Genomic DNA, 26,662 nt, shown 5'->3' with positions numbered 1-26,662 from the left:
GCCGCGGAATCATCCATCCGGTCCCTGCCAGCGATAACGGCAGCGGGCAGGCATAAATTGGTACTCCGTCGACATGAAGCGAGTTGGACTTGTAGGTTGGCGTGGCATGGTGGGCTCGGTCCTCATGCAACGCATGCGTGAAGAAAACGATTTTGCCGATATCGATCCGGTCTTCTTTTCCACCTCCCAGACCGGCAGTCCGGCGCCGGACGTTGGCAAGGAAGGCGTCCCGCCACTTCAGGATGCCTTTGATGTTGGTACCCTGAAAACCCTGGATGTGATCGTTACCTGCCAGGGTGGCGACTACACCACCGCGGTTTATCAGAAACTCCGCGACGCCGGCTGGGACGGCTACTGGATTGACGCGGCTTCCACCCTGCGCATGGTGGATCACTCCGTCATCGTGCTCGACCCGGTCAACCGTAACGTTATCGATGCGGCGCTGGATAAGGGCGTGAAGGACTATATCGGCGGCAACTGCACCGTCAGCCTGATGATGCTGGCCCTGGGCGGCCTGCTGGAGCAGGACTTGGTGGAATGGGTCTCCCCCATGACTTACCAGGCAGCCTCCGGTTCCGGTGCCCAGAACATGCGGGAGCTGCTCAACCAGATGGGGGTGCTCAAGGGCGCGGTAGCGTCGGAGCTCGAGGACCCCTCGTCGGCGATTCTCGAGATTGACCGCAAGGTGACCGACACCATGCGCTCCGGCAATTTTCCCACCGAGCACTTTGAAGTGCCGCTAGCAGGTAGCCTGATTCCGTTTATCGACAAGCAGCTCGATAACGGTATGAGCAAGGAAGAATGGAAGGCCGGCGTTGAAACCAACAAGGTCCTCGGTCGCAGCGATAACCCGATTCCCATCGATGGTATCTGCGTGCGGATCGGCGCCATGCGTTCCCACAGTCAGGCCCTGACCATCAAACTGAAGAAGGACCTGCCGGTCGACGAGATCGAGTCGATTCTGGCCAGGGCCAACGACTGGGTGAAGGTGATTCCCAACGAACGGGAAGCCACCCTCAACGAGCTCACGCCGGCGAAGGTTACCGGCACCCTGAGCGTACCCATTGGCCGGATTCGCAAGCTGACCATGGGGCCGGAATACATTTCCGCGTTCACGGTCGGGGATCAGTTGCTCTGGGGCGCTGCGGAACCCCTGCGCCGGATGCTGCGTATTCTGCAGGAGCGTTAAAAATCCGGCGTTCACCGGTACGTGTAATGCCAACTGTGTACCGTTTCAGGTAACAGGTCAGGGGCGTCGGCTGAAATCAGTCGCCGCCCCTGTTATTTTCCCGGGACCATTTCTCAGTTTGTGCCGGAAAACCGGCAGGAATAACCAATCAGAAAGAGAAAATGGCGATTCGTGCTGTGCCCGGTGAGATTGCGGGCAAGCGGTTCGGTAGAGGCTCCCGGGGTTTCTGAACTCGGAGTCATAACCATTTCCGTGAAATACATCAGGAAGTGGTGCAAAGATGCGGTGTGATTGATTGATAAAGCAGGCATTATCAACAATACTCTCGTAACTCCAATATTAAAAAAGTGAAAGTCATCCAACCTCGTCCGATTCTGTATTCAATTAGCGGTAACGAATAACGGAGACTGGTAAGGAAAAAGCATGAAAGTACGCAAGCTTGCGGTTGCTCTGGCTCTGGCGGGAGGGCTTGGTTCCGGTGTCGCACAGGCACTGGGCCTCGGGGAGATAGAACTTCAGTCCTATCTGAACCAACCATTGAATGCAGAGATCGACGTCAACAGGGTGGATGGTGTCAGCCCCGACGAGATCATTGTCAACCTGGCCTCCGAGCAGGCGTATGAGCGTGTAGGCTTGCGCCGTGATTATTTCCTTACCCGTCTCGATTTCCAGGTGACCACCGCACCCAACGGTGAGCTGGTGATATCGGTGACCTCCAGCGAGCCGGTGCGGGAACCTTACCTGAACTTCCTGGTGGAAGTGACCTGGCCCAGTGGTCGCGTGATGCGCGAATACTCGGTGCTGGTGGATCCGCCGGTTTACGCTGAGGATTCCGGCGAGTCCGAGCCGGTGCAGAGAACCCGGACCAGGCAGGCTGCCAGTCAGCCGCGGGCCAGCTCTCAACAGGACCAACAGGACAGCCAGGCAGCTTCTGCAACGACCACCACAGCCCGCTCCAGTGTGGGCGACACTGTGACCGTTCAGGCGTCCGATACGCTCTGGCAGATCGCCCAGAGGGTGCGGCCAGACCCAAGCTTTTCCCCGCAGCAGGTGATGCTGGCCATCCAGGACCTGAATCCGGATGCGTTTATTGACGGCAACATCAACCGTATCAAACGCGGCGAAGTGCTCAGGGTGCCGGATATGGACGATATTCGCTCCCGCACCCAGGCCCAGGCCAACCGGGAAGTGGCGGCCCAGAACGATGCTCTGTCCCGGCCCGAGCCCCAGGTGGACGCCACCCGGGCTGAGGTGGCCGGTACCGGCGCTGGTGATGGTGCTGGCCAGGCAGCCCCCGACGAGCTGCGGCTGGTGGTGCCGGAAGAGGGTGGTGATGCCCGTAGTGAAGGCTCGGCCGGTGGCGATGGTCGCCAGGGCGGAACCGCCGACGCCGGTGAAGCGGTGGCGCTGGAAGAGCTGGACCGTGTTCAGCGTGAAAACGAGGAACTCGGCAGCCGGGTGGAAGACCTGCAGGATCAGGTGGAAACGCTCCAGCGCCTGATCGAGCTGAAGGACAACCAGCTTGCCGAAATCCAGAGTGGCGTGGCGGATGACGGCCAGCCCACTGGCGGTGCTGATGGTGCAGGTGATGCCACTGACGGCTCTGGTGCTGGTGCCACCGAGTCCGCCGGGGAAGAATCCGTCAGTGATGATCCGTCTGCCACGGGCGAGGAAGCCGGTGATACCACCGCAGCGCTTGCCGGTGAGGACGACGCCGCAGGTGAGCAGGCGGCGGATCCGGATATGACCGGGGGGCAGGACCAGCCCACTGACCCGGATCAGAGCGCGGTTGATGACGCGACCGGCGTGGCAGCGGAAGACGACACCGCCATTGACGATGCGACTGGCATGGCAGTGGAAGACGACACCGCCGTTGACGATGCGACTGGCATGGCAGCGGAAGACGACACCGCCGTTGACGATGCGGATGGCGTGGCAGCCGAAGACGATACCGCCATGGATCCGCAACAGACTGACCAACCGGCGAATGCAGCCGATGGGCCCGTTACTGCGACAGGCGCCCAGCCTGAGGCAGAGCAGCTGGAACAGCCCCGTACTGAACAGGACAAGAGCTTCCTGGCGACGGCCATTGACCTGATTGCCGGTAATTTCCTCTACCAGATCGCCCTTGGCGGCTTCCTGGTGCTGCTGTTGCTCGTGGTGTTGCTCATTTCCCGGCGCCGCGCCAACAAGGAAGATGAGTTCTATCAGCAACTGGACGATAGCGATGACGGAGACGACGGTTTCGAGCTGACCCTCGGTGAGGAAGAGGCTGCTGCCACCGCCAGTGCCCTGGAGGAAGCGGATCGTTACGTGTCCTACGGTCAGCACGACGCGGCGGCTGAGGTGCTCGAGAATGCCATTTCCCGCGAGCCCAGCCGTTCCGATCTGCGGCTGAAGCTGCTGGCGGTTTATGCGGATACCGGCAACCGGTCCGCATTCGATAAGCAGTACGCCGAGCTGGACGCCATGGAGCTGGATGAGGCCAAGCCTGAAGCAGAAGCCTTGCGGGCACGCCTGGAAGACATGGAGTCCACACCCAGTATCGACGAGTTGGAATCCCAGTTGCGTGGCGGTGAGTCCTTTGGCGATTCCCGGCAGGCAGAGCAGGACGATTCAGCCGATATCGCCAGTACGCCGGTGGACGACGACACCAGAGAACTGATGTCCTCGTTCGAGGAGCTGGAGGTTCCGGAAGAGCGCAGTGACGAACCGGAGGCTGAGAGCAATGACGAGGCGATCGAATTCGACTTCTCCAGCCTGGATACCTCCGAGAGCGCCGGTGAGGAGCGCGCTGAAGAACCGGAAACCCGGCCGGCCAGCGACGACGAGCAGGGCGAGGACCTGGGTTCCATAGACTTCGAGCTGCCGGAAGAATCCGCTACCGAAGGTGACAGTAACGAAGAGCCGCTGGATCTGGAGGACGACTTCAGCTCCCTCGAGCTCGACGACGCAGGCATCGACAGTGAGCCGGCGGCGGAGGATGTGGAGGGCGCTGCGGAGCCTTCCGAGGAAGACGACCTCGACTTCGGTGACCTGGAGCTGGATACCGAAGGCCAGGAACCCGTCGACAAGTCCGTTAATCCGGAGGATGAAGCTGATCTGGACGAATCGTTCCTCGACGAGCTGGACGCCGAACTGGACAAGGTAACCTCCGGTGAGAGTAAGGACGATGGGCTGGAAGACCTGGAACTGGATGTATCCGACGAAGACCTGGAGCTGATGGATCAGGCCTCTGAATCCGAACCGGACGACGAAAGTCAACTGGACCTGAGTGACCTCGACCTGGACGAACCGGATACGGCATCGGAAGCGGCCGGCGAGGAGCCTGCGGAGGATGACCTGTCCGATCTGGACATTCCGGAACTGGAGGATGACGCTGTGTCGGACGAACAGGATGCCAGACCGGCTGACGATACCCGGTCACCGGCGCAGGGTGGCGCCAGTATTGATGAGATCGATGAGGCATCCCTTGGTGATGATGACGACTTCGATTTCCTGTCCGGAACCGATGAGGTTGCTACCAAGCTGGACCTTGCGCGCGCCTATGTGGACATGGGTGACAGTGAGGGCGCCCGGGAGATTCTCGAGGAGGTCATTCTCGAGGGCGACGACGATCAGAAGACGGATGCGCAATCGCTGCTCAAAAAACTGCCCTGATCCGTTATAATCTTCCACTGCAACAGAACGCCGGCCGAGTGCCGGCGTTCTTTATTCCTGACGCCCATTACTTGATCCGGTAGAAGCTTGTTCCAGACACCCGTTCCGTTGACCACTGATAATGCCATAGGCCAGGGGCGTGTCGCCCTGGTGCTCGAGTACGATGGCGCCGCCTACCATGGCTGGCAGCTACAGAAGAGCGGCGTACCATCGGTGGAGGATGCCCTTACCCGTGCCGTCAGCAAGGTGGCGGACAAACCGGTGGAGGTGGTCTGCGCCGGTCGCACGGATGCCGGCGTTCACGGCGCCTACCAGGTGGTGCATTTCGATACCGGGGCGGTTCGCAACCTTCGCTCCTGGGTTATGGGTATCAACACGGCGCTGCCGTCGGGCATCGTAGTACACTGGGCCGGCAACGCGCCGGAACCCTTCCATGCCCGCTTTTCCGCCGTGTACCGCCGCTACCGTTATGTTATCTTCAATGGTCCGGTGAGGCCGGCCCTGCTGGCGTCTCAGGTGTCCTGGAATTTTCGCCCGCTGGACGAAACGCTGATGCAGGAGGCCGCCTGCCAGCTTGAGGGCGAGCACGACTTCAGCGCCTTCCGGGCAGCTGGCTGCCAGTCACGCTCTCCCTGGCGTTTCGTGGAGTTTGTCCGGGTCCGTCGTCGCGATGATTTCGTGGTGATTGATGTTCAGGCCAATGCCTTCCTGCATCATATGGTTCGCAATTTTGCCGGCGCGTTGATGGCGGTGGGGCAGGGCAAGTATCCGCCGCAATGGGTGGGCGAGGTGCTGGCCGGTGGTGATCGCCGGCTGGCCGGGGTGACCGCACCCTCGGGCGGGCTGTATATGGTCGACGTCGGCTACCCGGAGCCGTTCGGTATTCCGCTGGCCAGGTGTGGGCCCGGATTTGTCCGCCCCTGGTTCGACAGCGCGGACAACCGGCCGGTTGCCCCGAGCTGGGTTCACCGCAAGCCACGAACGAGTTCATGAAGAGGTCTGGTTTGAATCCTGCACGCACACGCACCAAGATTTGCGGTATCACACGGGTCGAAGACGCGCTGGCGGCGGCCAGCGCCGGCGCCGATGCGATCGGGCTGGTATTTTACGGTGCCAGTCCACGGGCGGTAACCATTGAACAGGCCACGGCGATCGCCGAAGCCGTCCCGGCCTTTGTCACCCTGACCGGCCTGTTCGTCAACCCGAGGCGGATGGATGTGGAAAAGGTATTGGCCCGGGTACCTCTGGATCTGCTGCAGTTCCACGGCGATGAACCCCAGGATTTCTGCCAGCAGTTCCACCGTCGCTGGATCAAGGCCGTCAGGGTTCGTCGTGATGATGATATCGAAAACGCGTTTCATGACTGGAGCCGGGCATCGGGTTTGCTGGTTGATGCGTATGACCCCGAACGGTATGGCGGTACCGGCCAGATTTTCGACTGGTCTGTCATACCGCAACATCGTCCCCTGCCACTGATATTGGCCGGTGGTCTCGACTCTGCTAACGTTGCCGCCGCCTGCCGGCAGGTGCGGCCGTGGGGAGTGGATGTCAGCGGCGGAGTGGAAGCTTCCGACGGTACTCCCGAAGGCACCCGCAAGGGGATCAAGGATGCCGCCAAAATTACCGAGTTTCTGAGCGAGGTTAATCGTGCCAATCAAACTGACTGAAGAAATGCTGAGCCAATTGCCGGATGCCAGAGGACATTTCGGGGCCTATGGCGGTCGTTTCGTGTCCGAGACACTGATGGACTCGCTGATGACCCTTGAGAAAGAGTACCTCCGGCTGAAGAAGGATCCTGAATTCCAGGCCACCTTCGACAAGGATCTGGCGCACTATGTGGGTCGCCCCAGCCCGCTTTATCTCGCCGAGCGCCTGACCCGGGAAACGGGTGGCGCCCAGATCTGGCTCAAGCGCGAAGACCTTAACCATACCGGCGCCCACAAGGTCAACAACACCATCGGGCAGGCGCTGTTGGCGGCCTTCCTGGGCAAGAAGCGGATCATCGCCGAAACCGGGGCAGGCCAGCACGGGGTTGCCACAGCGACGGTTTGCGCCCGTCTGGGCCTGGAGTGTCACGTATTCATGGGCGCCGAAGACGTCAAGCGTCAGTCCCTGAACGTCTATCGCATGAAGTTGCTGGGCGCCGAGGTACATTCGGTGCAAAGTGGTACCCGTACCCTCAAGGATGCCATGAACGAGGCCATGCGGGACTGGGTCGCCAATGTTGACGACACCTTCTACATCATTGGTACTGTCGCTGGCCCCCATCCCTATCCGTTGCTGGTACGGGATTTCCAGTCCGTGATTGGTCGTGAGACGCGGCAGCAATCACTGGCACAGGCAGGCAAGTTGCCAGATGCCCTGGTGGCCTGCGTGGGTGGCGGCTCCAACGCCATCGGCATGTTCCACCCGTTCCTGATGGACGAATCCGTTCAGCTCTATGGTGTCGAGGCCGGCGGTCTTGGCATCGACACCGGCCAGCACGCGGCGCCCCTGGCTGCGGGTCGGCCGGGTGTTCTTCATGGTAACCGTACCTACCTGATGGAGGACGAGAACGGCCAGATCGCGGCAACCCATTCCGTGTCGGCGGGCCTGGATTATCCGGGTGTGGGTCCGGAGCACAGCTGGCTGAAGGATATCGGCCGCGCCCATTACGTCTCGGTGACCGACGATGAGGCCCTTGCCGCATTCCGCCACCTGACCCGGGTTGAAGGCATCATGCCTGCGCTGGAAACCGCCCACGCGGTGGCCTACGCCATCAAGCTGGCCGCTGAAATGGATCCGGAACAGGTGGTCGTGATCAACATTTCCGGCCGTGGCGACAAGGACATTCATACCATTGCCCAGCTTGACGGCATCGAGGCCTGAAGCCGATGCCGAACCAGGATTCTCTGATACAGGAGCACGCATGAGTCGAATTGCAGGGGTGCTGAACACTCTCGGGGAGCAGGGTCGCAAGGCGCTGATTCCCTATATCACCGCCGGGGATCCGCACCCGGATCAGACCGTTGACCTGATGCATACGCTTGCCGCAGCCGGCGCCGATATCATCGAGCTGGGTGTGCCGTTTTCCGATCCCATGGCCGACGGCCCGGTGATACAGCTTGCCTGTGAGCGGGCGCTGAAGCATGGCACGTCTCTGCGTCAGGTTATCGCCATGGTCAGGGCGTTCCGTGAAGCGGACCAGCACACGCCGGTGGTGCTGATGGGCTACCTGAACCCCATGGAGGCCATGGGCTTCGAAGCATTTGCGGATGCCGCAGCGGATGCCGGGGTCGACGGTATCCTCACCGTGGACCTGCCGCCGGAGGAAGCTGACGACGTGGCGCCCCTGTTCACCGCACGCCAGATGGACCCCATTTTCCTGCTGGCCCCCACCACCATGGATGAGCGGATACGTGCAATCAGTGAACACTCTTCGGGCTATGTGTACTATGTTTCAATCAAGGGGGTGACCGGTTCCGCATCCATTGATGTCGAGGAAGTGGCACGCAAGGTGGCCAATGTTCACCGGATTACCGCTCTGCCGGTGGGTGTCGGTTTCGGGATCCGTGACGCAGAAACCGCGGCCGCTGTGGGTAAGGTATCCGATGGTGTAATAGTCGGCAGTGTGCTGGTGGATACAATAGCCCGCCATCAATCAGATCCGGCCCGGTTGCAGCAGGCGCTTACGGATCTGCTGAGCCCAATGCGAGAGGCACTGGACGGGCTGGCCTCCTGACGGCTTCACGTTCAGTTTGCACGGAATGACAGGATGACAACATGAGTAACTGGCTAGACAAGATCATGCCGAGCAAGATTCGCTCGGAGTCCAAACAGCGAACGGGCGTACCGGAAGGCTTGTGGAAGAAATGCCCCAAGTGCGGCGCGTTTCTTTACAAACCCGAGCTGGACAAGAACCTGGATGTCTGCCCCAAGTGCAATCATCACCTGAGGGTCAACGCCCGTCGCCGCCTGGAGATCTTCCTGGATGAGGACGGTCGCGAGGAAATTGCCAACGAACTGGAGCCATGGGACCGGCTCAAGTTCAAGGACACCCGCCGCTACAAGGAGCGTCTGGCACAGAACCAGAAGGCAACCGGTGAGAAGGATGCCCTGGTGGTCATGCGGGGCAGCACCCTTGGCGTTCCGCTGGTGGCCTGCGCCTTCGAGTTCAACTTCATGGGTGGCTCGATGGGGCAGGTGGTTGGCGAGAAGTTCGTTCGCGCCGCCAATATCTGTCTGGAAGAGCGCATTCCGCTGGTGTGTTTCTCCGCATCCGGTGGTGCCCGCATGCAGGAAGCCATCCTCTCGCTGATGCAGATGTCCAAGACCGCGGCGGCGCTGGAGCGTATGAAGCAGGAGGGTATTCCCTACATTTCCGTGATGACGGATCCGGTGTTTGGTGGCGTATCCGCCAGTCTGGCCATGCTGGGCGACCTCAATATCGCCGAGCCCTATGCCCTGATCGGTTTTGCCGGCCCGCGGGTCATCGAGCAGACCGTGCGGGAAAAACTGCCGGAAGGCTTCCAGCGCAGTGAGTTTCTGCTGGAGCATGGTGCCATCGACATGATCCTCCACCGGCACAAGATGCGTGAACGCATTGCGTCGTCGCTGGCCAAGTTCACCAACCAGGACCGGCCGGCCACCGAAGATCCCATCGAGTTCGAGGTGTCAGAGCTCCCGGACTCCTCTGACACGGCCAATGTCCAGGAGTGAGAGCAAGGCTCCCGCCCCCGGGGCGGGAGCCGCACTCGGGGACTGGCTATCCTACCTCGAATCCATCCACCCAGTGGCCATGGACCTCGGTCTCGACCGGGTGCTGCTGGTGCTGCGCAAGCTGATGCCTGCCCGTCCCAATGGTCGTGTCATTACAGTCGGCGGGACCAACGGCAAGGGCAGCACCGTGGCGGCCCTGGAAGCCCTGTTGCTGGCAGCCGGCGAAACTGTCGGCTGCTTTACCTCGCCCCATTTGCAGGCCTACAACGAACGGGTCCGGCTCAACGGGCAAAATGTCAGCGATGAGTCACTGATCCGCGCCTTTGAGCAGGTGGAAGCGGCCCGGGGTTCGGTATCACTGACCTATTTCGAATTCGGCACGCTTGCCGCTTTGCTGGTAATGGCGGAGGCCGGGGTTGATAACCTGGTACTCGAAGTGGGCCTGGGTGGCCGTCTGGATGCCGTCAACGTGCTCGATGCGGACCTGGCTATCATTACCTCCGTGGACCTTGATCACACCGCCTGGCTTGGCGAGGACCGCAATACCATCGGTTACGAGAAGGCCGGTATCCTGCGTCCGGGACAGGTTGCCATCTACGCGGATGACGATCCACCAGCCTCCGTACTTCAGCAGGCCAGTGCCCAGAAAGTTCGCCTGTTGCGACCCGGGCAGGGTTACACGCTGTTGCAGGATCAGCCCACGCCGGTGCTGGCAACCGACTCAGGCCACCGTATACGCTTGCCGGGTAACAGCCTGCCCCTGAACAGTCTTGCCGCCGCCGCCATGGCGGGTCTGGAGTTGGACCTGGGGCTGGATGACCAGGCCATGGCCGATGCGCTTGCCGGCGTGTCCCTGGCGGGCCGCTTCGAGCAGGTGGCCAGCTTGCCGGATGTGTTCCTGGACGTAGGGCATAACCCCCATGCGGCACAATGGCTTGCCAGACGGCTGGACTCCTTGCGGGGTTACCGGCGTCTGCTGGCCGTCTATGCCGGTCTGGAAGACAAGAACTCCGCAGGCGTGGTGCAGGCCCTGGCGCCGGTGATCGACCACTGGTATATCGCCGGACTGGACGTGCCCCGGGGGCTGTCTGGTGATGCTCTGGCGGAACGGGTACGGCCGGAGTTGGCGGAAGCAACCGTGTTTGTCGGAAACCGGGTGGCCGATGCCATCGAAAACGCTCTCCATACCGCCGGTGAGCATGACCTGGTCCTGATTTTTGGTTCCTTCTTCACGGTTGTTGAGGGCAGGGGCTATTTCCGGTAGCCCCTTACCGTTCTGTCATGGCAGGCAGGGCGTTTTGAGTTGGCAATCTGTGACGGTTATATTCACACTACACCCACATGAGCCACACGACCGGTTCATGACCTGCAACAGGGAGCCGAAGTAAGGTGAATGGATTGAAGCAGCGAATTATCGGAGCATTGGTGCTGATTTCACTGGCGGTGATTTTCGTGCCGATGATGTTTGACGAGCCCCACGACGAACGTGACGTGCGCTCCCTGGATATCCCCGAAGAACCTCCTTTCCCGGAGGTAAGCGTCCCCGAGCAGGACGATTCCATGAGCGGCGTACCGGACTATCGGGTGGAGGAACTGGAGCCCGCGCCGACCCCGGAAGTGGTTGAGGATCCGGCCATGGGAAGCCAGCCGGCAGTCGGTTCCGACGGTGAGGGCGATTCGTCCCCTGGTGAGGCCCGGCAGGATAGTGGCGGGCAAACAGCGGAGTCCGGTGAGAACCCCGCTGGCGAAGAGTCACCGGCGCCGGCGGCACAGACGCAGGATGCGGAGAGTGGGCAGGCGGCCTCCAGCGAACCTGACCCGGACCTTGCCCCTGCGGACCCCGACACCCGTGGCGAAGGTGACTTCGAACGCACCCTGGAGGGCGCCTGGGTGCTGCAGCTGGGCAGCTTCGGTAACGAGGATAACGCCCGCCGGCTGCGGGACAGCGTCAGGGACCGTGGCTACGGGGCGCACCTGCAGGAAGTGGTGCGAGGAGATCAGCGACTGGTAAGGGTTTTCTCGGGACCGTTCGCGGAAAAGGCGGAAGCGGAGAAAGCCAAGCAGGTGCTGGATGAGGCTTTTGGTGTCAAATCCCTGGTTACCCGGGGCGAGGAGTGATCCCGGGGGCTCAGCCCGGGCTGGTCGAAGCAGGCCAGCGCTTCCCGGCGTTTCATTGCTGAGCGGGCAAGGCAGGTCGGCCGGGAGGTTTGGGTTACCGGTGATTCCTGATAGAATTCGCGCTTCCTGTTTATCACCGGGTTATTCATGAACGCGCTGATCTGGATCGACTGGGTCATTATCGCCCTGCTGACAATCTCCACCCTGATCAGCCTGAAGAGGGGCTTCGTCAGGGAGGCCCTGTCGCTCGTTACCTGGGTGGCGGCGTTCATTATTGCCCGTACATTCCATCCGCAGATGCAGTCCCTGCTGGCCGGCACGGTGGAGACACCGCTGGTCAGACTGATCGCCGCCTTTGCCATCCTGTTCGTGTCCACACTGATTGTTGGTGCCATTATCAATAATCTGATCGGCCATCTGGTGCGGGTTACCGGCCTGAGTGCCACCGATCGGGTTCTGGGCATGGTTTTCGGTCTGCTACGTGGTGTGGTGGTGGTCGTGGTGGCCATTGCGTTCACCCGTTATACCCCTCTTGCGGACGACACCTGGTGGCGCACGTCGGTGATGATCGAGCGACTGGGTGTGGTGGAAGACTGGTCCCGGCGGACCTTTGGTGATGAATTTGAACGTTTCCTCGGGCCCGCGTCGTCCGGCGAGGCCGTACAGGAGAAGGTATCAGAAGCGGTCAGGAACCGGGCCCTGGAGTCCGGCGCAGAGAGCCTCTGAGCCCTTCCTGAATGCAGTTGTTTCAATGCTCTGGAGAACACAGCACTCATGTGTGGAATTGTAGGTATTGTCAGTACCCAGTACGTGAATCAGGCGCTGTATGACGCCCTGACCGTACTCCAGCACCGGGGCCAGGATGCGGCCGGTATGGTGACCTTTCAGGACGAACGCTTTTTCCTGCGCAAGGACAATGGCCTGGTGCGGGATGTGTTTCGTACGTCGCACATGCGTCGCCTGGTGGGTAATGTCGGAATCGGTCATGTTCGCTACCCCACCGCTGGCAGCGCCAGTTCCGCCGAAGCCCAGCCGTTCTACGTCAACAGCCCTTATGGCATAACGCTGGCCCATAATGGCAACCTGACCAATGCGGACGACCTGGCCCGGGACCTGTTCCGCACGGATCTGCGCCATATCAATACCAACTCCGACTCGGAAGTGCTGCTCAACGTATTTGCCCATGAACTGCAGAAGCTGGGCAAGCTCGACCCCTCGAAGGACGAGATCTTTGCTGCCGTGCGGGCCGTGCACAAGCGTTGCCGGGGTGCCTACGCGGTGATCGCCATGATCACCGGTTACGGCATTGTCGGTTTCCGCGACCCCAACGGTATCCGTCCGGCCTGCTATGGCGTGCGTGAGACCGCCGACGGCAATGAATACATGATCGCTTCCGAAAGCGTTGCCCTGAGCGCTGCCGGTTTCACCCTGGTTCGCGATATCGCCCCCGGCGAGGCGGTATATATCGAAACCGACGGCACCCTTTACACCGAGCAGTGCGCGGAATCCCCGAGCCTGAATCCCTGTATTTTCGAGCACGTGTATTTTGCCCGCCCGGATTCGATCATGGACCGGGTGTCGGTGTACAAGGCACGCCTGCGCATGGGCGAGACCCTGGCAGACAAGGTGCTGCGGGAACGCCCCGATCACGATATTGACGTGGTGATGCCGATTCCCGATACCAGTCGTACCTCTGCACTGCAGATGGCACACCGGCTGGGGGTGAAGTTCCGCGAGGGCTTTATCAAGAACCGCTATATCGGCCGCACGTTCATCATGCCCGGCCAGACCATGCGCAAGAAGTCGGTGCGTCAGAAGCTCAACCCCATCGACCTGGAGTTCCGGGACAAGAATGTGATGCTGGTGGATGACTCCATCGTGCGCGGCACCACCTGCCATGAAATCATCCAGATGGCCCGGGATGCCGGTGCCCGCAAGGTGTACTTCGCCTCTGCCGCGCCCCCGGTCAGGTTTCCCAACGTGTACGGCATCGATATGCCGTCTCCCCAGGAGCTGATCGCCCACGATCGCACCGTGAAGGAAATCCAGGAACTGATCGGTGCCGACTGGCTGGTGTACCAGGATCTGGATGACCTTATTTCCTGTGTCAACGATGTGAACGACAACATTGAGGGCTGGGAGTGTTCCGTTTTTAATGGTAACTACATCACCGGGGATGTGGATGACGCCTACCTGGCAAAGCTGGATGCCCTGCGCCGGGATGAAGCCCGGGAAGCAGCCCAGGCCGGTCTGCCCGAGGATAACGGCATCATTGACCTGCATAATGACGAAGACTGAGGCCCCAGCGGCACGCTGCAGGTCAGCGAATTAACCAGACGGAACACTAGCACCATGACCCATCGCCGCGAAGAGCACACCTTTATTCCGGAATCGGACCTGGAGGGGGTATCAGTGGATACCCTGGCGGTTCGTGCCGGGCAGCACCGCACGAGCGAGCTCGAACACAGTGATGCCATCTTCCCCACATCCAGCTTCGTCTATGGCAGTGCCGCCCAGGCGGCGGCCCGTTTTGGCGGCGACGAGGCGGGCAATATCTACTCCCGCTTTACCAATCCCACGGTGCAGGCGTTCGAGGAACGGATTGCCGCCATGGAAGGTGGCGAGCGCGCCGTGGCCACCGCGTCCGGCATGGCGGCCATCCTGGCGACCTGCATGGCACTGCTTGAGCAGGGTGATCATGTGGTGTGTTCGCGGGGGGTGTTCGGCACCACCAACGTACTGTTCCAGAAGTATCTGGCAAAGTTTGGTATCGCCACCACGTTTGTCGGTCTGACCGACATGGATGCCTGGCGCGACGCGGTCACTGATCGCACCCGCCTGGTGTTTATCGAAACGCCGTCCAACCCGCTGTGTGAAGTGGCGGACATGACCGCGCTGGCGGCCCTGGCACGGGACAACAACGCCCTGTTTGTGGTGGACAACTGCTTCTGCACCCCGGTGCTGCAGCGTCCGTTCGAGTTTGGCGCCGATATCGTGATTCATTCCGCCACCAAGTATCTTGATGGCCAGGGCCGCTGTCTCGGTGGGGTCGTGGTGGGCAGCCAGAAGCTGATGGAAGAGGTATACGGCTTCCTGCGTTCCGCCGGGCCCACCATGAGCCCCTTCAACGCCTGGATCTTCCATAAGGGTCTGGAAACCTTACCAATCCGTATGCGTGCCCACTGTGAGAATGCGCTACAGTTGGCTCGCTGGCTTGAACAGCAGCCTGCGGTGGAGAAGGTGTACTACGCCGGACTGGAAAGCCACCCCCAGCATGAGCTGGCGAGCAGGCAGCAGGATGGTTATGGCGGTGTGTTGTCGTTCACCGTCCACGGTGGCCAGTCGGAAGCCTGGGCGTTTGTTGATGCCACCCGCATGGTATCCATTACCGCGAACCTGGGCGACGTGAAGACCACCATCACGCATCCGGGGACCACCACCCATGGTCGCCTGTCACCGGAAGACAAGGCCCTGGCCGGCATTACCGACAATCTGATCCGGCTGTCGGTGGGCGTAGAAGCCCTTGAAGACCTGAAGAACGACATGCGCCGGGGCCTGCAGGCCCTGGAGACTTGATGCCGGCGGTATCATCGTTTTCGCCATTTCATCAGCAGAGGATCGTTTGCGGACTTCATGGCTAAGACTGGCAAGCAAGAGGCAGCCCCCGCGGCGCTCACGGAAAAACAACAGCGGTTTCGCCGGCTGGTAGCTCAGGGCGCCAGGGAAGGGCTGGTTATTGCGCTTGTCGCGCTGACCATCTTCCTGGCCATGACCCTGGCCACCTACAGCCCATCCGATCCGGGCTGGGCCTCCATCGGTCATCAGGTCAGCGTCGACAACGCGGCCGGGCGCTTTGGTGCCTGGCTGGCCAGCCTGATGATGGATGTCTTCGGTCAGGTATCCTATCTGTTCCCGCTGATGGTGGCCGGCTATGCCTTGTTGCTGATCCGTCTGCGTCACGATCCTCTGGAAACCCACTGGCCCCTGTTGCTGGTGCGTGCCGGGGGCTTCCTGCTGATCCTGCTGTCCGCCTGCAGCCTGCTGGCCCTGTATTCGCTGTTCGGGCTCGGGGCAGCCTCGGGCGGTGTGCTGGGTCAGGCGGTGTCGTCCGCCATGGTCCGCTTCTTTAACCTGCCTGCCACGACGCTGATCCTGGTGGCCATCTTTCTGTTTGCCCTTACCGTCACTACCGGGTTTTCCTGGTTCCGGCTGATGGACCAGGTGGGTGGCTACACACTGGAGGCCCTGCTGTGGCTCAAGGGGCTGTTCGCACGGGATAACAGTGAAGAGGCCGCAGACCAGGGGCCGGAGTCGGCGAGAAAAGTGAGTCCCCCGCCGGAACCGCCGGTGCTCACCGATACCAATACCGAAACAGCGCAGGGGGGCGAACGCCGGCCCTGGTGGCGATGGTTGTGGCCCTTTGGCAAGGGCGATAAGGAGCAGGGCGCGGATCGGCAGCCCTCCAGGGCAGACCCCATGTCAGCCCGGCGGGGGCTGGATGACGACGAACCGGTCATGCTGGAAAGCTTCAGCTCCCGGGATGACGACGCCGAAGAACCAGCACCGAAGCCGAAGAAGAAGGCAAATAACAGCAAGCCGGTGGAAAATAATACTGGCAAGGTGAAGATCTCGCCCTTCAAGCGGGACGACGCAGGCAAGCAGGACGGCCCGGGCGAGACCGAGAAAGACCGGAGCCGCAAGCAGGCCTCCCTGTTTGAGGACCTGGAAAGCCCGATACCGCCGCTGACGCTACTGGATCCCCCCGAGGAACATCAGGAGAAGGGCTACTCCGAGGAATCCCTGGAGTACATGTCGCGGATGCTGGAGGAAAAACTGGCAGACTTCGGTGTCTCGGTGGAGGTGGTCGAGGTCAATCCGGGCCCGGTAATTACCCGTTTCGAGATCAAGCCCGCACCCGGGGTCAAGGTCAGCAAGATCTCCAATCTGGCCAAAGACCTGGCCCGGGCCCTGGCCGTGCTCAGCGTGCGGGTGGTGGAAGTGATTCCCGGCAAGTCGGTGGTGGGCATCGAGATTCCCAACGAGAAGCGGCAGATGGTGCGCCTCAGCGAGGTACTGGGTGCGAAGGTGTTCACCGAGTCGTCCTCCGCCCTGACCCTGGCCCTGGGCAATGATATCGGCGGCAATCCGATGGTGGCCAACCTGTCCAAGATGCCCCATCTGCTGGTGGCCGGGACCACCGGTTCCGGTAAGTCGGTCGGGGTGAACGCCATGCTGATCAGCATGCTGCTCAAGGCGACGCCGGAGGAAGTCCGCTTCATCATGGTCGACCCGAAGATGCTGGAGCTGAGCATCTACGAGGGCATCCCGCACCTGCTGTCGCCGGTGGTTACCGACATGAAGGACGCCGCCAACGCCCTGCGCTGGTGTGTGGCTGAAATGGAGCGCCGTTACAAGCTGATGGCCAACCTGGGTGTGCGCAATGTGGCCGGCTATAACCGCAAGGTGAAGGACGCCCGTGCCGCTGGCGAGCCTCTGCTCGATCCCTTCTGGAAACCTGACGAATACCTGGATAACGACGAGCAACAACGGCCCGAGCTGGAAACCCTGCCGTTTATCGTGGTGGTGATCGACGAATTCGCCGACATGATGATGATCGTCGGCAAGAAGGTGGAAGAGCTGATCGCCCGTATCGCCCAGAAGGCGAGGGCAGCCGGCATCCACCTGATCCTGGCCACTCAGCGGCCATCGGTGGACGTTATTACCGGCCTGATCAAGGCCAACATTCCCACCCGGATATCGTTCCAGGTGTCGTCCAAGATTGATTCCCGCACCGTGCTGGATCAGGGTGGTGCCGAGCAGTTGCTGGGGCATGGTGACATGCTTTACCTGCCACCTGGCTCCGGGCTGCCGGTTCGGGTTCACGGCGCCTTTGTGGACGATGATGAGGTTCATCGCATCGTCAACGCATGGAAAGCCCGTGGGGAACCTGAGTACGTGGACGATGTCCTGAATGGTGCAGAAGGAGAAAACCTCCCCGGTGTGCCCAGCCTGTCCGAAGGCGGTGGCGACAGTGAGAACGATGCCCTTTTTGACGAGGCGGTAGCGTTTGTCACCGAGGGCCGGCGAGTGTCCATTTCTTCCGTACAGCGCAAGTTCAAGATTGGCTACAACCGGGCCGCAAACCTGGTGGATGCCATGGAAGCGGCCGGCGTGGTAAGCCCCGCCGGTCACAACGGCGCCCGGGAAGTGCTCGCGGCGCCACCCCCGAAACCCTGAGTCCCAGGAGGCACTGAATGATCAAAGCGGGTCGCACATTACTGGCCACGGCCACCCTGGTGCTGTTTTCCGGCGCTGCATGGGCGCAGGAGCCGGCGGCAGACCGACTGGCCGATACCCTGAGCAGCTATTCCACGTTCCAGGCCTCCTTTACCCAGACCGTGGCGGACGACCGGGGGCGGGTAGTGCAAGAGTCCAGCGGCAACCTGAAAGCCAAACGGCCGGGGCTGTTCTACTGGGAGACGGAGCCCCCCGCCAACCAGTTTATTGTCAGCAACGGTGAAACCGTGACGCTTTACGATCCGGACCTGGAGCAGGTGACCATTCAGGACCTGGATGAGCAGGCAAGCACCACACCCGCGTTGCTGCTGAGCGGCGAAACCGATGGCCTGTCGGAAACCTACGACATCAGTGAGTCCCGTTACGGTGACCACACCCGGGAATACACCCTTGAGCCGCTGAGCGAGGACTCCCTGTTCATCTCGCTGACCCTCACCTTCTATGACGACGAGCTTCAGGCCATGCGCATGGAAGACTCCCTGGCCCAGCGCACCGAGCTGGAATTCGGCAGCATCCGCATCAACGAGGAGGTGCCCGATTCGGCTTTCGAGCTGGAGTATCCCGACTCGGCGGACGTGATCCAGGGCATGCAGTAATGCAGGACAGCCTGTTCCAGGAACAACGGGGCTTCGAGCCCCTGGCCGCCCGCATGCGACCCCGCAACCTGGACGAGTATGTGGGGCAGGCCCACCTCGTCGGGCCGGGCAAACCGCTGCGTCAGGCAGTGGAGCAGGGCCAGCTTCATTCCATGATCCTCTGGGGGCCACCCGGAGTGGGCAAGACCACCTTTGCCCGGCTGCTGGCCAGTGTCGGGGATATGGGGTACGAAACCCTGTCTGCGGTGCTGGCCGGGGTCAAGGACATCCGCGCCGCAGTAGAGCGCGCCCGCAGCCGCAAGCAGGCGGAAGGGCGCGATACCCTGCTGTTCGTGGACGAGGTTCACCGTTTCAACAAGAGCCAGCAGGATGCCTTCCTGCCCCATATTGAGGACGGCACTTTCATCTTCGTGGGGGCGACCACGGAAAACCCGTCATTCGAGCTCAACAGCGCCTTGTTGTCCCGGACCCGGGTCTATGTGCTCAAGAACCTCGAAGAAGCGGATCTGGTGGGTTTGCTGCAGCGGGCCCTGCATGCCGACACCGGGCTTGCCGACAAGGTGACGGTCAGCGACCGGGTGCTCGGGCTGATCGCCGCTGCCGGCAGCGGCGACGCCCGGCGGGCCCTGAACGTGCTGGAAGTGGCCTCCGACCTGGCGGAGCCGGGAACCGGTGAGCAGCCGGAAATCACCGAAGCGGTGCTGGAACAGGTGCTGCAGAGCAGCCTGCGCCGTTTCGACAAGGGTGGCGACGTGTTCTACGACCAGATCTCCGCCCTGCACAAGTCCGTGCGCGGATCGGATCCGGACGCCTCCCTTTACTGGATGTGTCGCATGCTGGACGGCGGCGCCGATCCTTTGTACGTGGCCCGTCGGCTGGTTCGAATTGCGTCCGAGGATATCGGCAATGCCGACCCCCGGGCCTTGCGGATGTGCCTGGATGCCTGGGATGTACTGGAGCGCCTCGGCTCTCCGGAAGGGGAGCTGTCCATGGCCCAGGCGGTCACCTACCTGGCCCTGGCGCCCAAGAGCAATGCGGTCTACAGCGCGTATAACCGCTGCGTGGCGGATATTCGCCAGGACCCGGACTACCAGGTACCCGTGCATATCCGCAACGCGCCTACCTCGCTGATGAACGACCTGGGCTATGGCGAGGAATACCGCTACGCCCATGACGAACCCGAGGCCTTTGCTGCCGGAGAAGCCTACCTGCCGGAGGAGATTCACCAGCGCCGTTATTACCAGCCGGTGCCCCGGGGGCTGGAAATCCGGCTGGGAGAGAAACGCCAACGCCTGGATGACATGAATAAGGCCAGTTCACGGCAACGCTATCCTTCCGGCTCATCCTGAGCTGTTGACCGGGCTGACACCGAAAAAGGGTCGTCGGCCCGCCATTTCCGCGCCATACCTTAACGGGGGCACAGCCTCCGGTTATAATGCCCCGTTATTCAACCCGATGTCATACAGCTGACTTTCTACCCAGCCAAATAACAGGGATTGCCATGCTCGACCCGAAACGTGTCCGCGCTGAAACGGACGAGATTGCCCGCCGCCTGGCGGTCAAGCACTACACCTTTGATCGCGATCTCTTCAACGAACTGGAAGAGAAGCGTCGTTCCATCCAGGTGCGGACGGAGACTCTTCAGGGCGAGCAGAACCGTCGGTCCAAATCCATTGGCAAGGCCAAGGCCGCTGGGGAGGATATCCAGCCTCTGTTGCAGGAAGTGGATGACCTGAAGCGCCAGAAGGCGGAAGCGGAAGATGAACTGCGCTCCGTCCAGGAATCCCTGAACGCCTTCCTCGCCGGCATTCCCAATGTGCCGGACGAATCCGTTCCGGCAGGGGAGAGCGAGGACGATAATGTCGAGGTTCGCCAATGGGGCACGCCCCGCACCTTCGACTTCGAGGTAAAGGACCATGTCAGCCTCGGCGAAGCCCTGGGTGGCCTGGATTTCGAAGCGGGTACCCGGCTGGCCCATAGCCGTTTTGTGGCCATGCGCGGCGGTATTGCCCGCCTGCACCGGGCGCTGACGCAGTTCATGCTGGACCAACACACCCTGGAGCATGGTTACGAAGAGACCTACGTTCCCTATATGGTCAATGCCAACACGCTGTTCGGGACCGGCCAGCTGCCCAAGTTCGAGGAAGACCTGTTCCGGACCACGGGTGAGCATCCGTTGTATTTGATTCCCACGGCCGAGGTGCCGGTGACCAACCTGGTGGCGGATTCCATCATCGACGATGACCGCATGCCCCTCAGATTTGTCGCCCATACCCCGTGCTTCCGCAGCGAGGCGGGTTCCTATGGCCGGGATACCCGGGGCATGATCCGCCAGCACCAGTTCGACAAGGTGGAGCTGATTCACATCGTGCGGCCGGAAGAGTCCGACGCGGCCCTGGAGGAACTGACCGGCAACGCCGAGAAAATCCTGCAGCTGCTCGACCTGCCGTACCGTGTGGTCGAGCTGTGCGGCGGCGACATCGGCTTCGCGGCCGCCCGTACCTTCGACCTGGAAGTGTGGCTGCCAGGCCAGGACAAGTATCGGGAGATCTCCTCCTGCTCCAATACCCGGGATTTCCAGGCACGCCGCATGCATGCCCGCTGGCGTAACCCGGACACCGGCAAGCCGGAGCCCGTGCACACTCTCAATGGTTCCGGGCTGGCGGTAGGCCGCACCCTCATCGCCGTGATGGAGAACTATCAGCAGGCCGACGGCAGCATCGAGGTGCCCGAGGCGCTGCGCTCCTATATGCGGGGTATGGAACGGATACAGTGACAGCATCCCGGGAGGAAGCACCTGACATGTCGAGACCAGCCGGAGGCCGCCCGGACGACGCGCCGCTGAAGGGCGGGGCGGGCGTCCGGTTACCGTCCCGTTACCGGGTGAATCCGGTCACCCGCAACCCCAACTCCTCCGAAGGCGAGGTTTTCCTGGTGGGCGCCGGGCCTGGCGATCCGGAACTGCTGACCCTGAAGGCCTGGCGCATTCTGCAGGAAGCGGACATCGTGCTCTACGACCGGCTGGTGTCCCAGCCCATCATGGACATGATTCCGCATGGCACCGAACTGGTGCATGTGGGCAAGAAACGCTCGGATCACACGCTGCCCCAGGACCAGATCAACCAGAAACTGGTGGAGCTGGCGAAGCAAGGCAGCAAGGTGGTTCGCCTCAAGGGCGGTGACCCGTTCATCTTTGGCCGGGGCGGTGAGGAGATCGAGACCCTGGCCGAGGCGGGCGTCCGCTTCCAGGTGATTCCCGGCATTACGGCGGCGTCCGGCTGTGCCGCCTATGCCGGTATCCCGCTGACCCACCGCGATTACGCCCAGTCGGTGCGTTTCGTCACCGGTCACCTCAAGAACGACACCTGTGATTTGCCCTGGAATGATTTCGTGCAGACCAATCAGACCCTGGTCTTCTACATGGGGCTGGTGGGGCTGCCGATCATTGTGCGGGAGCTTACCGCCCATGGCATGACACCGGCCATGCCGGTCGCCCTGGTGTCACGGGGTACAACGCCACAGCAGCAGGTGGTGTGCGGTACTCTGGAGGATATTGTCGGCAAGGTAGAGGAAAGTGCGGTGCAGGCGCCCACGCTGGTGATAATCGGCGAGGTGGTCGGGCTCAGGGACAGGCTCGACTGGATGGCCGCTGTTCAGGCCGGCGACACCCGGTGAAGCCGAGCGGGCCGGGTGAACCGGCCCGCATCGGTCAGGACGATCAGCTCACCCGCTTGGGGAGCGTGTCCTTCAGTTTGTCGCGCATTTCCCGCAGTGCTTTCTCGGTGGTCTCCCAGTCGATGCAGGCATCGGTAACGGAAACGCCGTATTTCAGGTCGTCCAGATTTTCCGGAATCGGCTGGTTGCCCCAGTTGATGTTGCTTTCCACCATCAGGCTCTGAATGGACTGGTTGCCCTCCAGAATCTGGTGGGCAACATCCTGCATCACCAGCGGCTGAATGGCCGGGTCCTTGCTGGAGTTGGCGTGGCTGCAATCCACCATGATGGACTTGCGCAGGCCGGCTTTTTCGAGAGCCTGCTCACACAGGGCCACATTGACCGAATCATAGTTGGGCTTGCCACCGCCACCGCGCAATACGGCATGACCGTACTGGTTACCCCGGGTACGGATAATGGCCACCTTGCCCTGTTGGTCAATGCCCAGGAAAGAGTGGGGGTGCGAGACCGACTTCATGGCGTTGACCGCCACATCCAGGCTGCCATCGGTGCCGTTCTTGAAGCCGATGGCCATGGACAGGCCACTACTCATTTCCCGGTGGGTCTGGGATTCCGTGGTGCGGGCACCAATGGCCGACCAGGAGATGCTGTCCTGCAGGTACTGGGGTGAAATCGGATCCAGTGCCTCGGTTGCCGTGGGCAGACCAATTTCAGCGATATCCAGCAGCAGACGGCGCCCCAGGTGCAGGCCCTGTTCGATATCAAAGGAGTCGTTCAGGTGCGGGTCGTTGATCAGCCCCTTCCAGCCGACGGTGGTGCGGGGTTTCTCGAAGTAGACCCGCATCACGATGTACAGCGTGTCGCTGACTTCGTCGGCCAGTTTCTTGAGCCGTCGGGCGTATTCCCGGGCGGCCTCGGCGTCGTGAACGGAGCAGGGGCCGACCACGACAAACAGGCGATGATCCTTGCCATCGAGGATGTCGTAGATGGTCTGGCGGCCCTCGGTGACGGTGGCCGCGGCCTTGTCCGTCAGGGGCATTTCCCGTTTGAGGGCTTCCGGTGTGATGAGCGGCTCCTGACTGGCCACGTTGATATTCTCGAGTTGCTTGCCGGACATACTGTTGTGCTTCCTGATATTCTCTCGTCGAAGCCCTTCAACGCAGGCCGGACGCAGGCGTACAGGGGCTTCGGTGGTTATTTTGATGGAGCGATATACTGCGCCATTTGACAGGTCAATGCAATGAATCAGCTCCCCCGGCAGGTTGCCGGGCGCTGGACCTTCCCTGACTGCCGTGCTGCAATGTGAGCTGATGTCTGATGCAATGGATACCATGACCGATTCTGTACTTCCTGATTCCCTGTCCGAACGTATAGGTGGCGTGCTCCGCGAAATCCGGGTGCCGGATCTGCCTTACCCGGTGGGTCAGCCCGAGCAATCGCACAACTGGACCGCCCTGCTGCGCGAGCACTGGTCACGGCAGACCGACCAGCGTGTGTCCGCCGTTCTGGCGGACCTGGAAGGTCCCTGGTCGGTACAGCAGGTCAATGGCGCCTACCTGGCCGACCGTATCATGGACGTATTCCTGCGTTCTTCCGGGCTCCACCCGGTGCTGGTCACCCGGCTTGCCCGCCTCAGGTATCCGTTGGCATGGCGGCTGGTGGAAGAGGAGCGGCCGGTGTTTGCGGGCTTGCTGGTGAGCTGGCTGGACAGCTTTGCCGACTGGCGTGGCTGGAGCGATTCCGGTGGGCGCTCGTCCCGGGCCCTGCTGGACCAGCTCGATCGGGTGGTGGAGGTGGTAGATCAATGTTTCCTCGACAACGACCTGGCGCCATTTGCGAACTTCTGTGAGAAGTGGCACCGGGAAGCGGACCGGCGGCACCAGCATTCCAGCCGGCTGCACCAACGGCTGCTGGAAACCGAAGCCGGGGCCGCACGGCAACGGCGGGCAGACCAGCTGTCACGGGCGATCGCCGGACGGGCCATGGAGGGCAGACAGCTGCCTGCCCCGATGCAGGACTTTCTGATTCAGCACTGGTTGCCGCTGCTCCGACAGCTGGCCTGGCGGGAGGGCGACAGTGGTGATAACTGGCGACATGCCACGCGCTTGCTGGAATGGATGGTGTGGGTCGGTGATCCGGCCCTGTCCGGCCAGGAAACCGACCGTCTCTATCAGGTCGGGGAACAGCTTTCCGACCGGATTGCCGAAGTCTGGCAACGGATCTGGGAAGAGGCGCCGCCACGTGGCCCGTTGGCGGCTGTGGAGACAGTTCTGGTAGACCGCCTGCGTGGTGGCGACCCGGTGGTGGAATCCACTCGCGCCAGGGTGGAACAGCTGGACTATGACCCGGCATGGCTCGAAACGTCCGGTGCCCAGCCTGACAGCCTTGAGCAGTACCGGAAAAACTGGTTCGTGGAGGGCAGTGGTGATCAAGAACAGCGCCGGTTCTTTCTCGCCTATCTTGACGAAACCGCCGAGGTGCTCTGGAGCAACGGCTACGGAGTGCGTCTCGGCCTGACGCGATGGCACGAGTTCAGGGAGTCGCTGGACGCGGGCAGGGTCCGGCCTTTGCCGCCGCTGACCCGGTTCGGGGATGTGCTTGCGGATACCGTGGCGGCGCTGGACCGGGTGCTGGCCTCCCAGCGCAGTCAGCGTCAGGCGGCGGCCCGCAAGGCCCGTGAACGGGCAGATCACTTGCGACAGCAGAGGGAAGCCGAGGCGCGGCAACGGGCGGAGGCAGAGGCAGCTCGGAAGGCGGAGGCAGAGCGGCAGGCAAAGCAGGCCCGTGAACAGGCGGAACAGGCAGAAGCCGACCGGCTTGAGGCAGTCCGCGAGGCGGCCAGGGCCCGCGCCGTGGCGGAGGTGGACCGGCTTAACATGGGCGGCTGGATAGCCCTGAAAAAAACGCCGGACAACGACGAGCAGCGCCTCAAGCTGGCCGTGCGTATCAACGCCAGCCGCAAGCTGGTGTTTGTTGACCGGCTCGGGCTCAACCGTACCGAGCTGACGGTGGACGACCTGGTGGAGCGGTTGCTCTCCGGTACCGCAAGGTTACTGGGGGCAAGCGCGGAATTTGATGAAACCCTGAGCCGGGTAGTCGGCCGGATCCGTGTCGGGCGATAGCCTTGATGAGCAAGTCCTGGAAGAAGCAACGTATCATGATCAACAAAGACCCCTATGCCTTTGGCGATAACGAGCTGGATCCGGATCACGAACAGCGGGATGAATTCCGCCTGGTGGGACGCGCCAGCGTTTCCCTGGAGCTTGAATCGGCGGAACCGGGCGAGGTCGGTCAGGCCCGTGTCGCGCCGGCCGAAAGTTCCGATGTATCACCGGGTGGGCTCAGGCTCATTACCCGGGAACCGCTGACAGAGGGCGCGCTGCTGCCGGCCAGCATCAGCTTGCAGGGTGAGGTTGCAGCGTGTGCGCTCACCGTTGAGGTGATCTGGTGCAGGGCGGTGAATGATGGCCGCTGGCAGTCCGGGCTGAGAATCCTGGACACCGGCGACAGTGAGTATCTGGCGTGGATGGACGGTGTCGCCCGGGCAATGGAAGGGCAGTAGAGAATACCGGTGCCGGGGGCGACAGGGCCGCCCCCGGCCGGTTGGGCTGGATCAGTCGTCCAGAGTGCCCATGCCGGTAATATTGAAACCACAGTCCACATACATGATCTCGCCGGTGACACCGCTTGCCAGGTCGGAGCCCAGGAACGCGGCGGCGTTACCCACTTCCTTCTGGGTAATGTTGCGCTTGAGCGGCGCGCGCCCGGCATTCTCGTTGAGCATGCGGCGGAAAGCCTTGATACCGGAAGCCGCCAGGGTCTTGATGGGGCCGGCGGAAATGGCATTGACCCGGATACCGTCACCACCCAGCGATACCGCCATGTAGCGTACGCTGGCTTCCAGTGAAGCCTTGGCCAGGCCCATCACGTTGTAGTTCGGCAGGACCTTTTCCGACCCCAGGTAAGACAGGGTGATCAGTGAGCTGTGCTCGTTCAGCAGACCCTGCTGACGGGCGCCCTTGGCCAGGGCCACAAAGCTGTAGGAACTGATGTCGTGGGCGATGCGAAACCCCTCGCGGGTGGTGACGTCAACATAGTTGCCATCGAGCTCGCTGGCAGGGGCAAAGCCGACCGCGTGTACGATAATATCGACACTGTCCCAGTGCTTTTTCAGCTCCGTGAAGACGTTATCGATCTGCTCATCGCTGGCGACATCGCAGGGGAAGGTGAGTTCACTGCCCCAGCCTTCCGCGAAACCCACCACACGGGATTTCAGCTTTTCGTTCTGGTAGGTAAACGCCAGTTCGGCGCCTTGCTCGTGAAAGGCCTCGGCAATGCCGTGGGCAATGGAGTGTTTGCTGGCAACGCCAACAATCAGTGCGCGTTTACCGCTGAGGATACCCATGTCTGTTCTCCCTATTATGAATTT

The 26,662-nt window shown here is 61.7% G+C and carries 20 protein-coding genes and 1 pseudogene; 19 read left to right on the top strand and 2 right to left on the bottom strand.

Going from position 1 to position 26,662, the window contains the following annotated elements; translation table 11 throughout:
* Nucleotides 1–73: 73 nt before the first annotated feature.
* The 17 genes and pseudogenes from asd to cobA form a co-directional block, all read left to right on the top strand.
* Nucleotides 74–1,189: an aspartate-semialdehyde dehydrogenase gene (gene asd / locus IE079_RS16100; protein ID WP_189577875.1), complete on the top strand. Its 1,116-nt coding sequence runs from the start codon at nt 74–76 to the stop codon at nt 1,187–1,189.
* Between the two features lie 423 nt (nt 1,190–1,612).
* The gene (locus tag IE079_RS16095; protein ID WP_189577873.1) at nt 1,613–4,849 is read left to right on the top strand and encodes a FimV/HubP family polar landmark protein; all 3,237 of its coding nucleotides are present in this window, start codon (nt 1,613–1,615) and stop codon (nt 4,847–4,849) included.
* 87 nt (nt 4,850–4,936) lie between these two features.
* Nucleotides 4,937–5,842 carry a tRNA pseudouridine(38-40) synthase TruA gene (gene truA, locus IE079_RS16090; RefSeq protein ID WP_189577871.1) on the top strand — a complete coding sequence of 302 codons (906 nt, stop codon included), beginning with the start codon at nt 4,937–4,939 and terminating at the stop codon, nt 5,840–5,842.
* Between the two features lie 11 nt (nt 5,843–5,853).
* A complete protein-coding gene (locus IE079_RS16085) occupies nt 5,854–6,516 on the top strand; it encodes a phosphoribosylanthranilate isomerase (RefSeq protein ID WP_227712557.1) in 663 nt (220 codons plus the stop codon).
* The gene (trpB, locus tag IE079_RS16080) at nt 6,509–7,717 is read left to right on the top strand and encodes a tryptophan synthase subunit beta (protein WP_373296223.1); all 1,209 of its coding nucleotides are present in this window, start codon (nt 6,509–6,511) and stop codon (nt 7,715–7,717) included. The genes IE079_RS16085 and trpB overlap by 8 nt, the downstream gene beginning before the upstream one ends.
* A 40-nt stretch (nt 7,718–7,757) precedes the next feature.
* Entirely contained in the window at nt 7,758–8,570 is an 813-nt protein-coding gene (trpA, locus tag IE079_RS16075; RefSeq protein WP_189577867.1) for a tryptophan synthase subunit alpha, read from the top strand.
* Between the two features lie 41 nt (nt 8,571–8,611).
* The gene (gene accD / locus IE079_RS16070) at nt 8,612–9,547 is read left to right on the top strand and encodes an acetyl-CoA carboxylase, carboxyltransferase subunit beta (RefSeq protein WP_189577865.1); all 936 of its coding nucleotides are present in this window, start codon (nt 8,612–8,614) and stop codon (nt 9,545–9,547) included.
* Nucleotides 9,534–10,811: a bifunctional tetrahydrofolate synthase/dihydrofolate synthase gene (gene folC / locus IE079_RS16065; RefSeq protein ID WP_189577863.1), complete on the top strand. Its 1,278-nt coding sequence runs from the start codon at nt 9,534–9,536 to the stop codon at nt 10,809–10,811. The genes accD and folC overlap by 14 nt, the downstream gene beginning before the upstream one ends.
* Before the next feature lie 125 nt (nt 10,812–10,936).
* Nucleotides 10,937–11,665, top strand: coding sequence for an SPOR domain-containing protein (locus IE079_RS16060; protein WP_189577861.1), 729 nt, complete (start codon nt 10,937–10,939; stop codon nt 11,663–11,665).
* Between the two features lie 147 nt (nt 11,666–11,812).
* Nucleotides 11,813–12,391 (top strand): CvpA family protein, encoded by a 579-nt coding sequence (locus IE079_RS16055; protein ID WP_189577859.1) that lies wholly within the window; start codon nt 11,813–11,815, stop codon nt 12,389–12,391.
* Between the two features lie 48 nt (nt 12,392–12,439).
* Nucleotides 12,440–13,963 carry an amidophosphoribosyltransferase gene (gene purF / locus IE079_RS16050; RefSeq protein WP_189577857.1) on the top strand — a complete coding sequence of 508 codons (1,524 nt, stop codon included), beginning with the start codon at nt 12,440–12,442 and terminating at the stop codon, nt 13,961–13,963.
* Between the two features lie 54 nt (nt 13,964–14,017).
* Complete coding sequence (locus IE079_RS16045; RefSeq protein WP_189577856.1) at nt 14,018–15,241, top strand: O-succinylhomoserine sulfhydrylase; 1,224 nt, start codon at nt 14,018–14,020, stop codon at nt 15,239–15,241.
* A gap of 57 nt (nt 15,242–15,298) precedes the next feature.
* Entirely contained in the window at nt 15,299–17,902 is a 2,604-nt protein-coding gene (locus IE079_RS18995) for a DNA translocase FtsK (protein ID WP_189577854.1), read from the top strand.
* Between the two features lie 17 nt (nt 17,903–17,919).
* The gene (gene lolA / locus IE079_RS16035; protein ID WP_189577852.1) at nt 17,920–18,558 is read left to right on the top strand and encodes an outer membrane lipoprotein periplasmic chaperone LolA; all 639 of its coding nucleotides are present in this window, start codon (nt 17,920–17,922) and stop codon (nt 18,556–18,558) included.
* Nucleotides 18,558–19,907: a replication-associated recombination protein A gene (locus IE079_RS16030; RefSeq protein ID WP_189577850.1), complete on the top strand. Its 1,350-nt coding sequence runs from the start codon at nt 18,558–18,560 to the stop codon at nt 19,905–19,907. The genes lolA and IE079_RS16030 overlap by 1 nt, the downstream gene beginning before the upstream one ends.
* A gap of 152 nt (nt 19,908–20,059) precedes the next feature.
* Entirely contained in the window at nt 20,060–21,334 is a 1,275-nt protein-coding gene (gene serS, locus IE079_RS16025) for a serine--tRNA ligase (RefSeq protein WP_189577849.1), read from the top strand.
* Nucleotides 21,335–21,477: 143 nt separating this feature from the next.
* Nucleotides 21,478–22,233, top strand: a pseudogene (gene cobA, locus IE079_RS16020) (uroporphyrinogen-III C-methyltransferase); the annotation flags it as partial.
* 43 nt (nt 22,234–22,276) lie between these two features.
* Here the strand turns inward: cobA and IE079_RS16015 are convergent.
* Entirely contained in the window at nt 22,277–23,350 is a 1,074-nt protein-coding gene (locus tag IE079_RS16015) for a 3-deoxy-7-phosphoheptulonate synthase (RefSeq protein WP_189577845.1), read from the bottom strand.
* Between the two features lie 193 nt (nt 23,351–23,543).
* On the opposite strand from IE079_RS16015, the gene IE079_RS16010 reads away from it, so the two are divergent.
* Both IE079_RS16010 and IE079_RS16005 read left to right on the top strand, forming a co-directional pair.
* Nucleotides 23,544–25,355, top strand: coding sequence for a DUF1631 family protein (locus IE079_RS16010; protein ID WP_189577843.1), 1,812 nt, complete (start codon nt 23,544–23,546; stop codon nt 25,353–25,355).
* A gap of 5 nt (nt 25,356–25,360) precedes the next feature.
* Entirely contained in the window at nt 25,361–25,795 is a 435-nt protein-coding gene (locus IE079_RS16005; RefSeq protein ID WP_189577841.1) for a PilZ domain-containing protein, read from the top strand.
* 51 nt (nt 25,796–25,846) lie between these two features.
* Here IE079_RS16005 and IE079_RS16000 read toward each other — a convergent pair whose 3' ends face one another.
* Complete coding sequence (locus tag IE079_RS16000) at nt 25,847–26,638, bottom strand: enoyl-ACP reductase FabI (RefSeq protein WP_189577839.1); 792 nt, start codon at nt 26,636–26,638, stop codon at nt 25,847–25,849.
* Nucleotides 26,639–26,662 lie beyond the last annotated feature (24 nt).

The organism is Marinobacter zhanjiangensis (genome assembly GCF_014651935.1).
GTDB classification, from domain to species: domain Bacteria; phylum Pseudomonadota; class Gammaproteobacteria; order Pseudomonadales; family Oleiphilaceae; genus Marinobacter; species Marinobacter zhanjiangensis.
Note: the sequence above shows the minus strand (reverse complement) of the source record. Positions and strands in the feature narration are given on the sequence as shown.

Coding starts and splice junctions, on each gene's coding strand:
- asd (WP_189577875.1), top strand. CDS start 74: ATGAAGCGAGTTGGACTTGTAGGTTGGCGTGGCATGGTGGGCTCGGTC.
- IE079_RS16095 (WP_189577873.1), top strand. CDS start 1,613: ATGAAAGTACGCAAGCTTGCGGTTGCTCTGGCTCTGGCGGGAGGGCTT.
- trpA (WP_189577867.1), top strand. CDS start 7,758: ATGAGTCGAATTGCAGGGGTGCTGAACACTCTCGGGGAGCAGGGTCGC.
- accD (WP_189577865.1), top strand. CDS start 8,612: ATGAGTAACTGGCTAGACAAGATCATGCCGAGCAAGATTCGCTCGGAG.
- folC (WP_189577863.1), top strand. CDS start 9,534: ATGTCCAGGAGTGAGAGCAAGGCTCCCGCCCCCGGGGCGGGAGCCGCA.
- IE079_RS16055 (WP_189577859.1), top strand. CDS start 11,813: ATGAACGCGCTGATCTGGATCGACTGGGTCATTATCGCCCTGCTGACA.
- purF (WP_189577857.1), top strand. CDS start 12,440: ATGTGTGGAATTGTAGGTATTGTCAGTACCCAGTACGTGAATCAGGCG.
- IE079_RS16045 (WP_189577856.1), top strand. CDS start 14,018: ATGACCCATCGCCGCGAAGAGCACACCTTTATTCCGGAATCGGACCTG.
- IE079_RS18995 (WP_189577854.1), top strand. CDS start 15,299: ATGGCTAAGACTGGCAAGCAAGAGGCAGCCCCCGCGGCGCTCACGGAA.
- lolA (WP_189577852.1), top strand. CDS start 17,920: ATGATCAAAGCGGGTCGCACATTACTGGCCACGGCCACCCTGGTGCTG.
- IE079_RS16030 (WP_189577850.1), top strand. CDS start 18,558: ATGCAGGACAGCCTGTTCCAGGAACAACGGGGCTTCGAGCCCCTGGCC.
- serS (WP_189577849.1), top strand. CDS start 20,060: ATGCTCGACCCGAAACGTGTCCGCGCTGAAACGGACGAGATTGCCCGC.
- IE079_RS16015 (WP_189577845.1), bottom strand. CDS start 23,350: ATGTCCGGCAAGCAACTCGAGAATATCAACGTGGCCAGTCAGGAGCCG.
- IE079_RS16010 (WP_189577843.1), top strand. CDS start 23,544: ATGTCTGATGCAATGGATACCATGACCGATTCTGTACTTCCTGATTCC.
- IE079_RS16005 (WP_189577841.1), top strand. CDS start 25,361: ATGAGCAAGTCCTGGAAGAAGCAACGTATCATGATCAACAAAGACCCC.
- IE079_RS16000 (WP_189577839.1), bottom strand. CDS start 26,638: ATGGGTATCCTCAGCGGTAAACGCGCACTGATTGTTGGCGTTGCCAGC.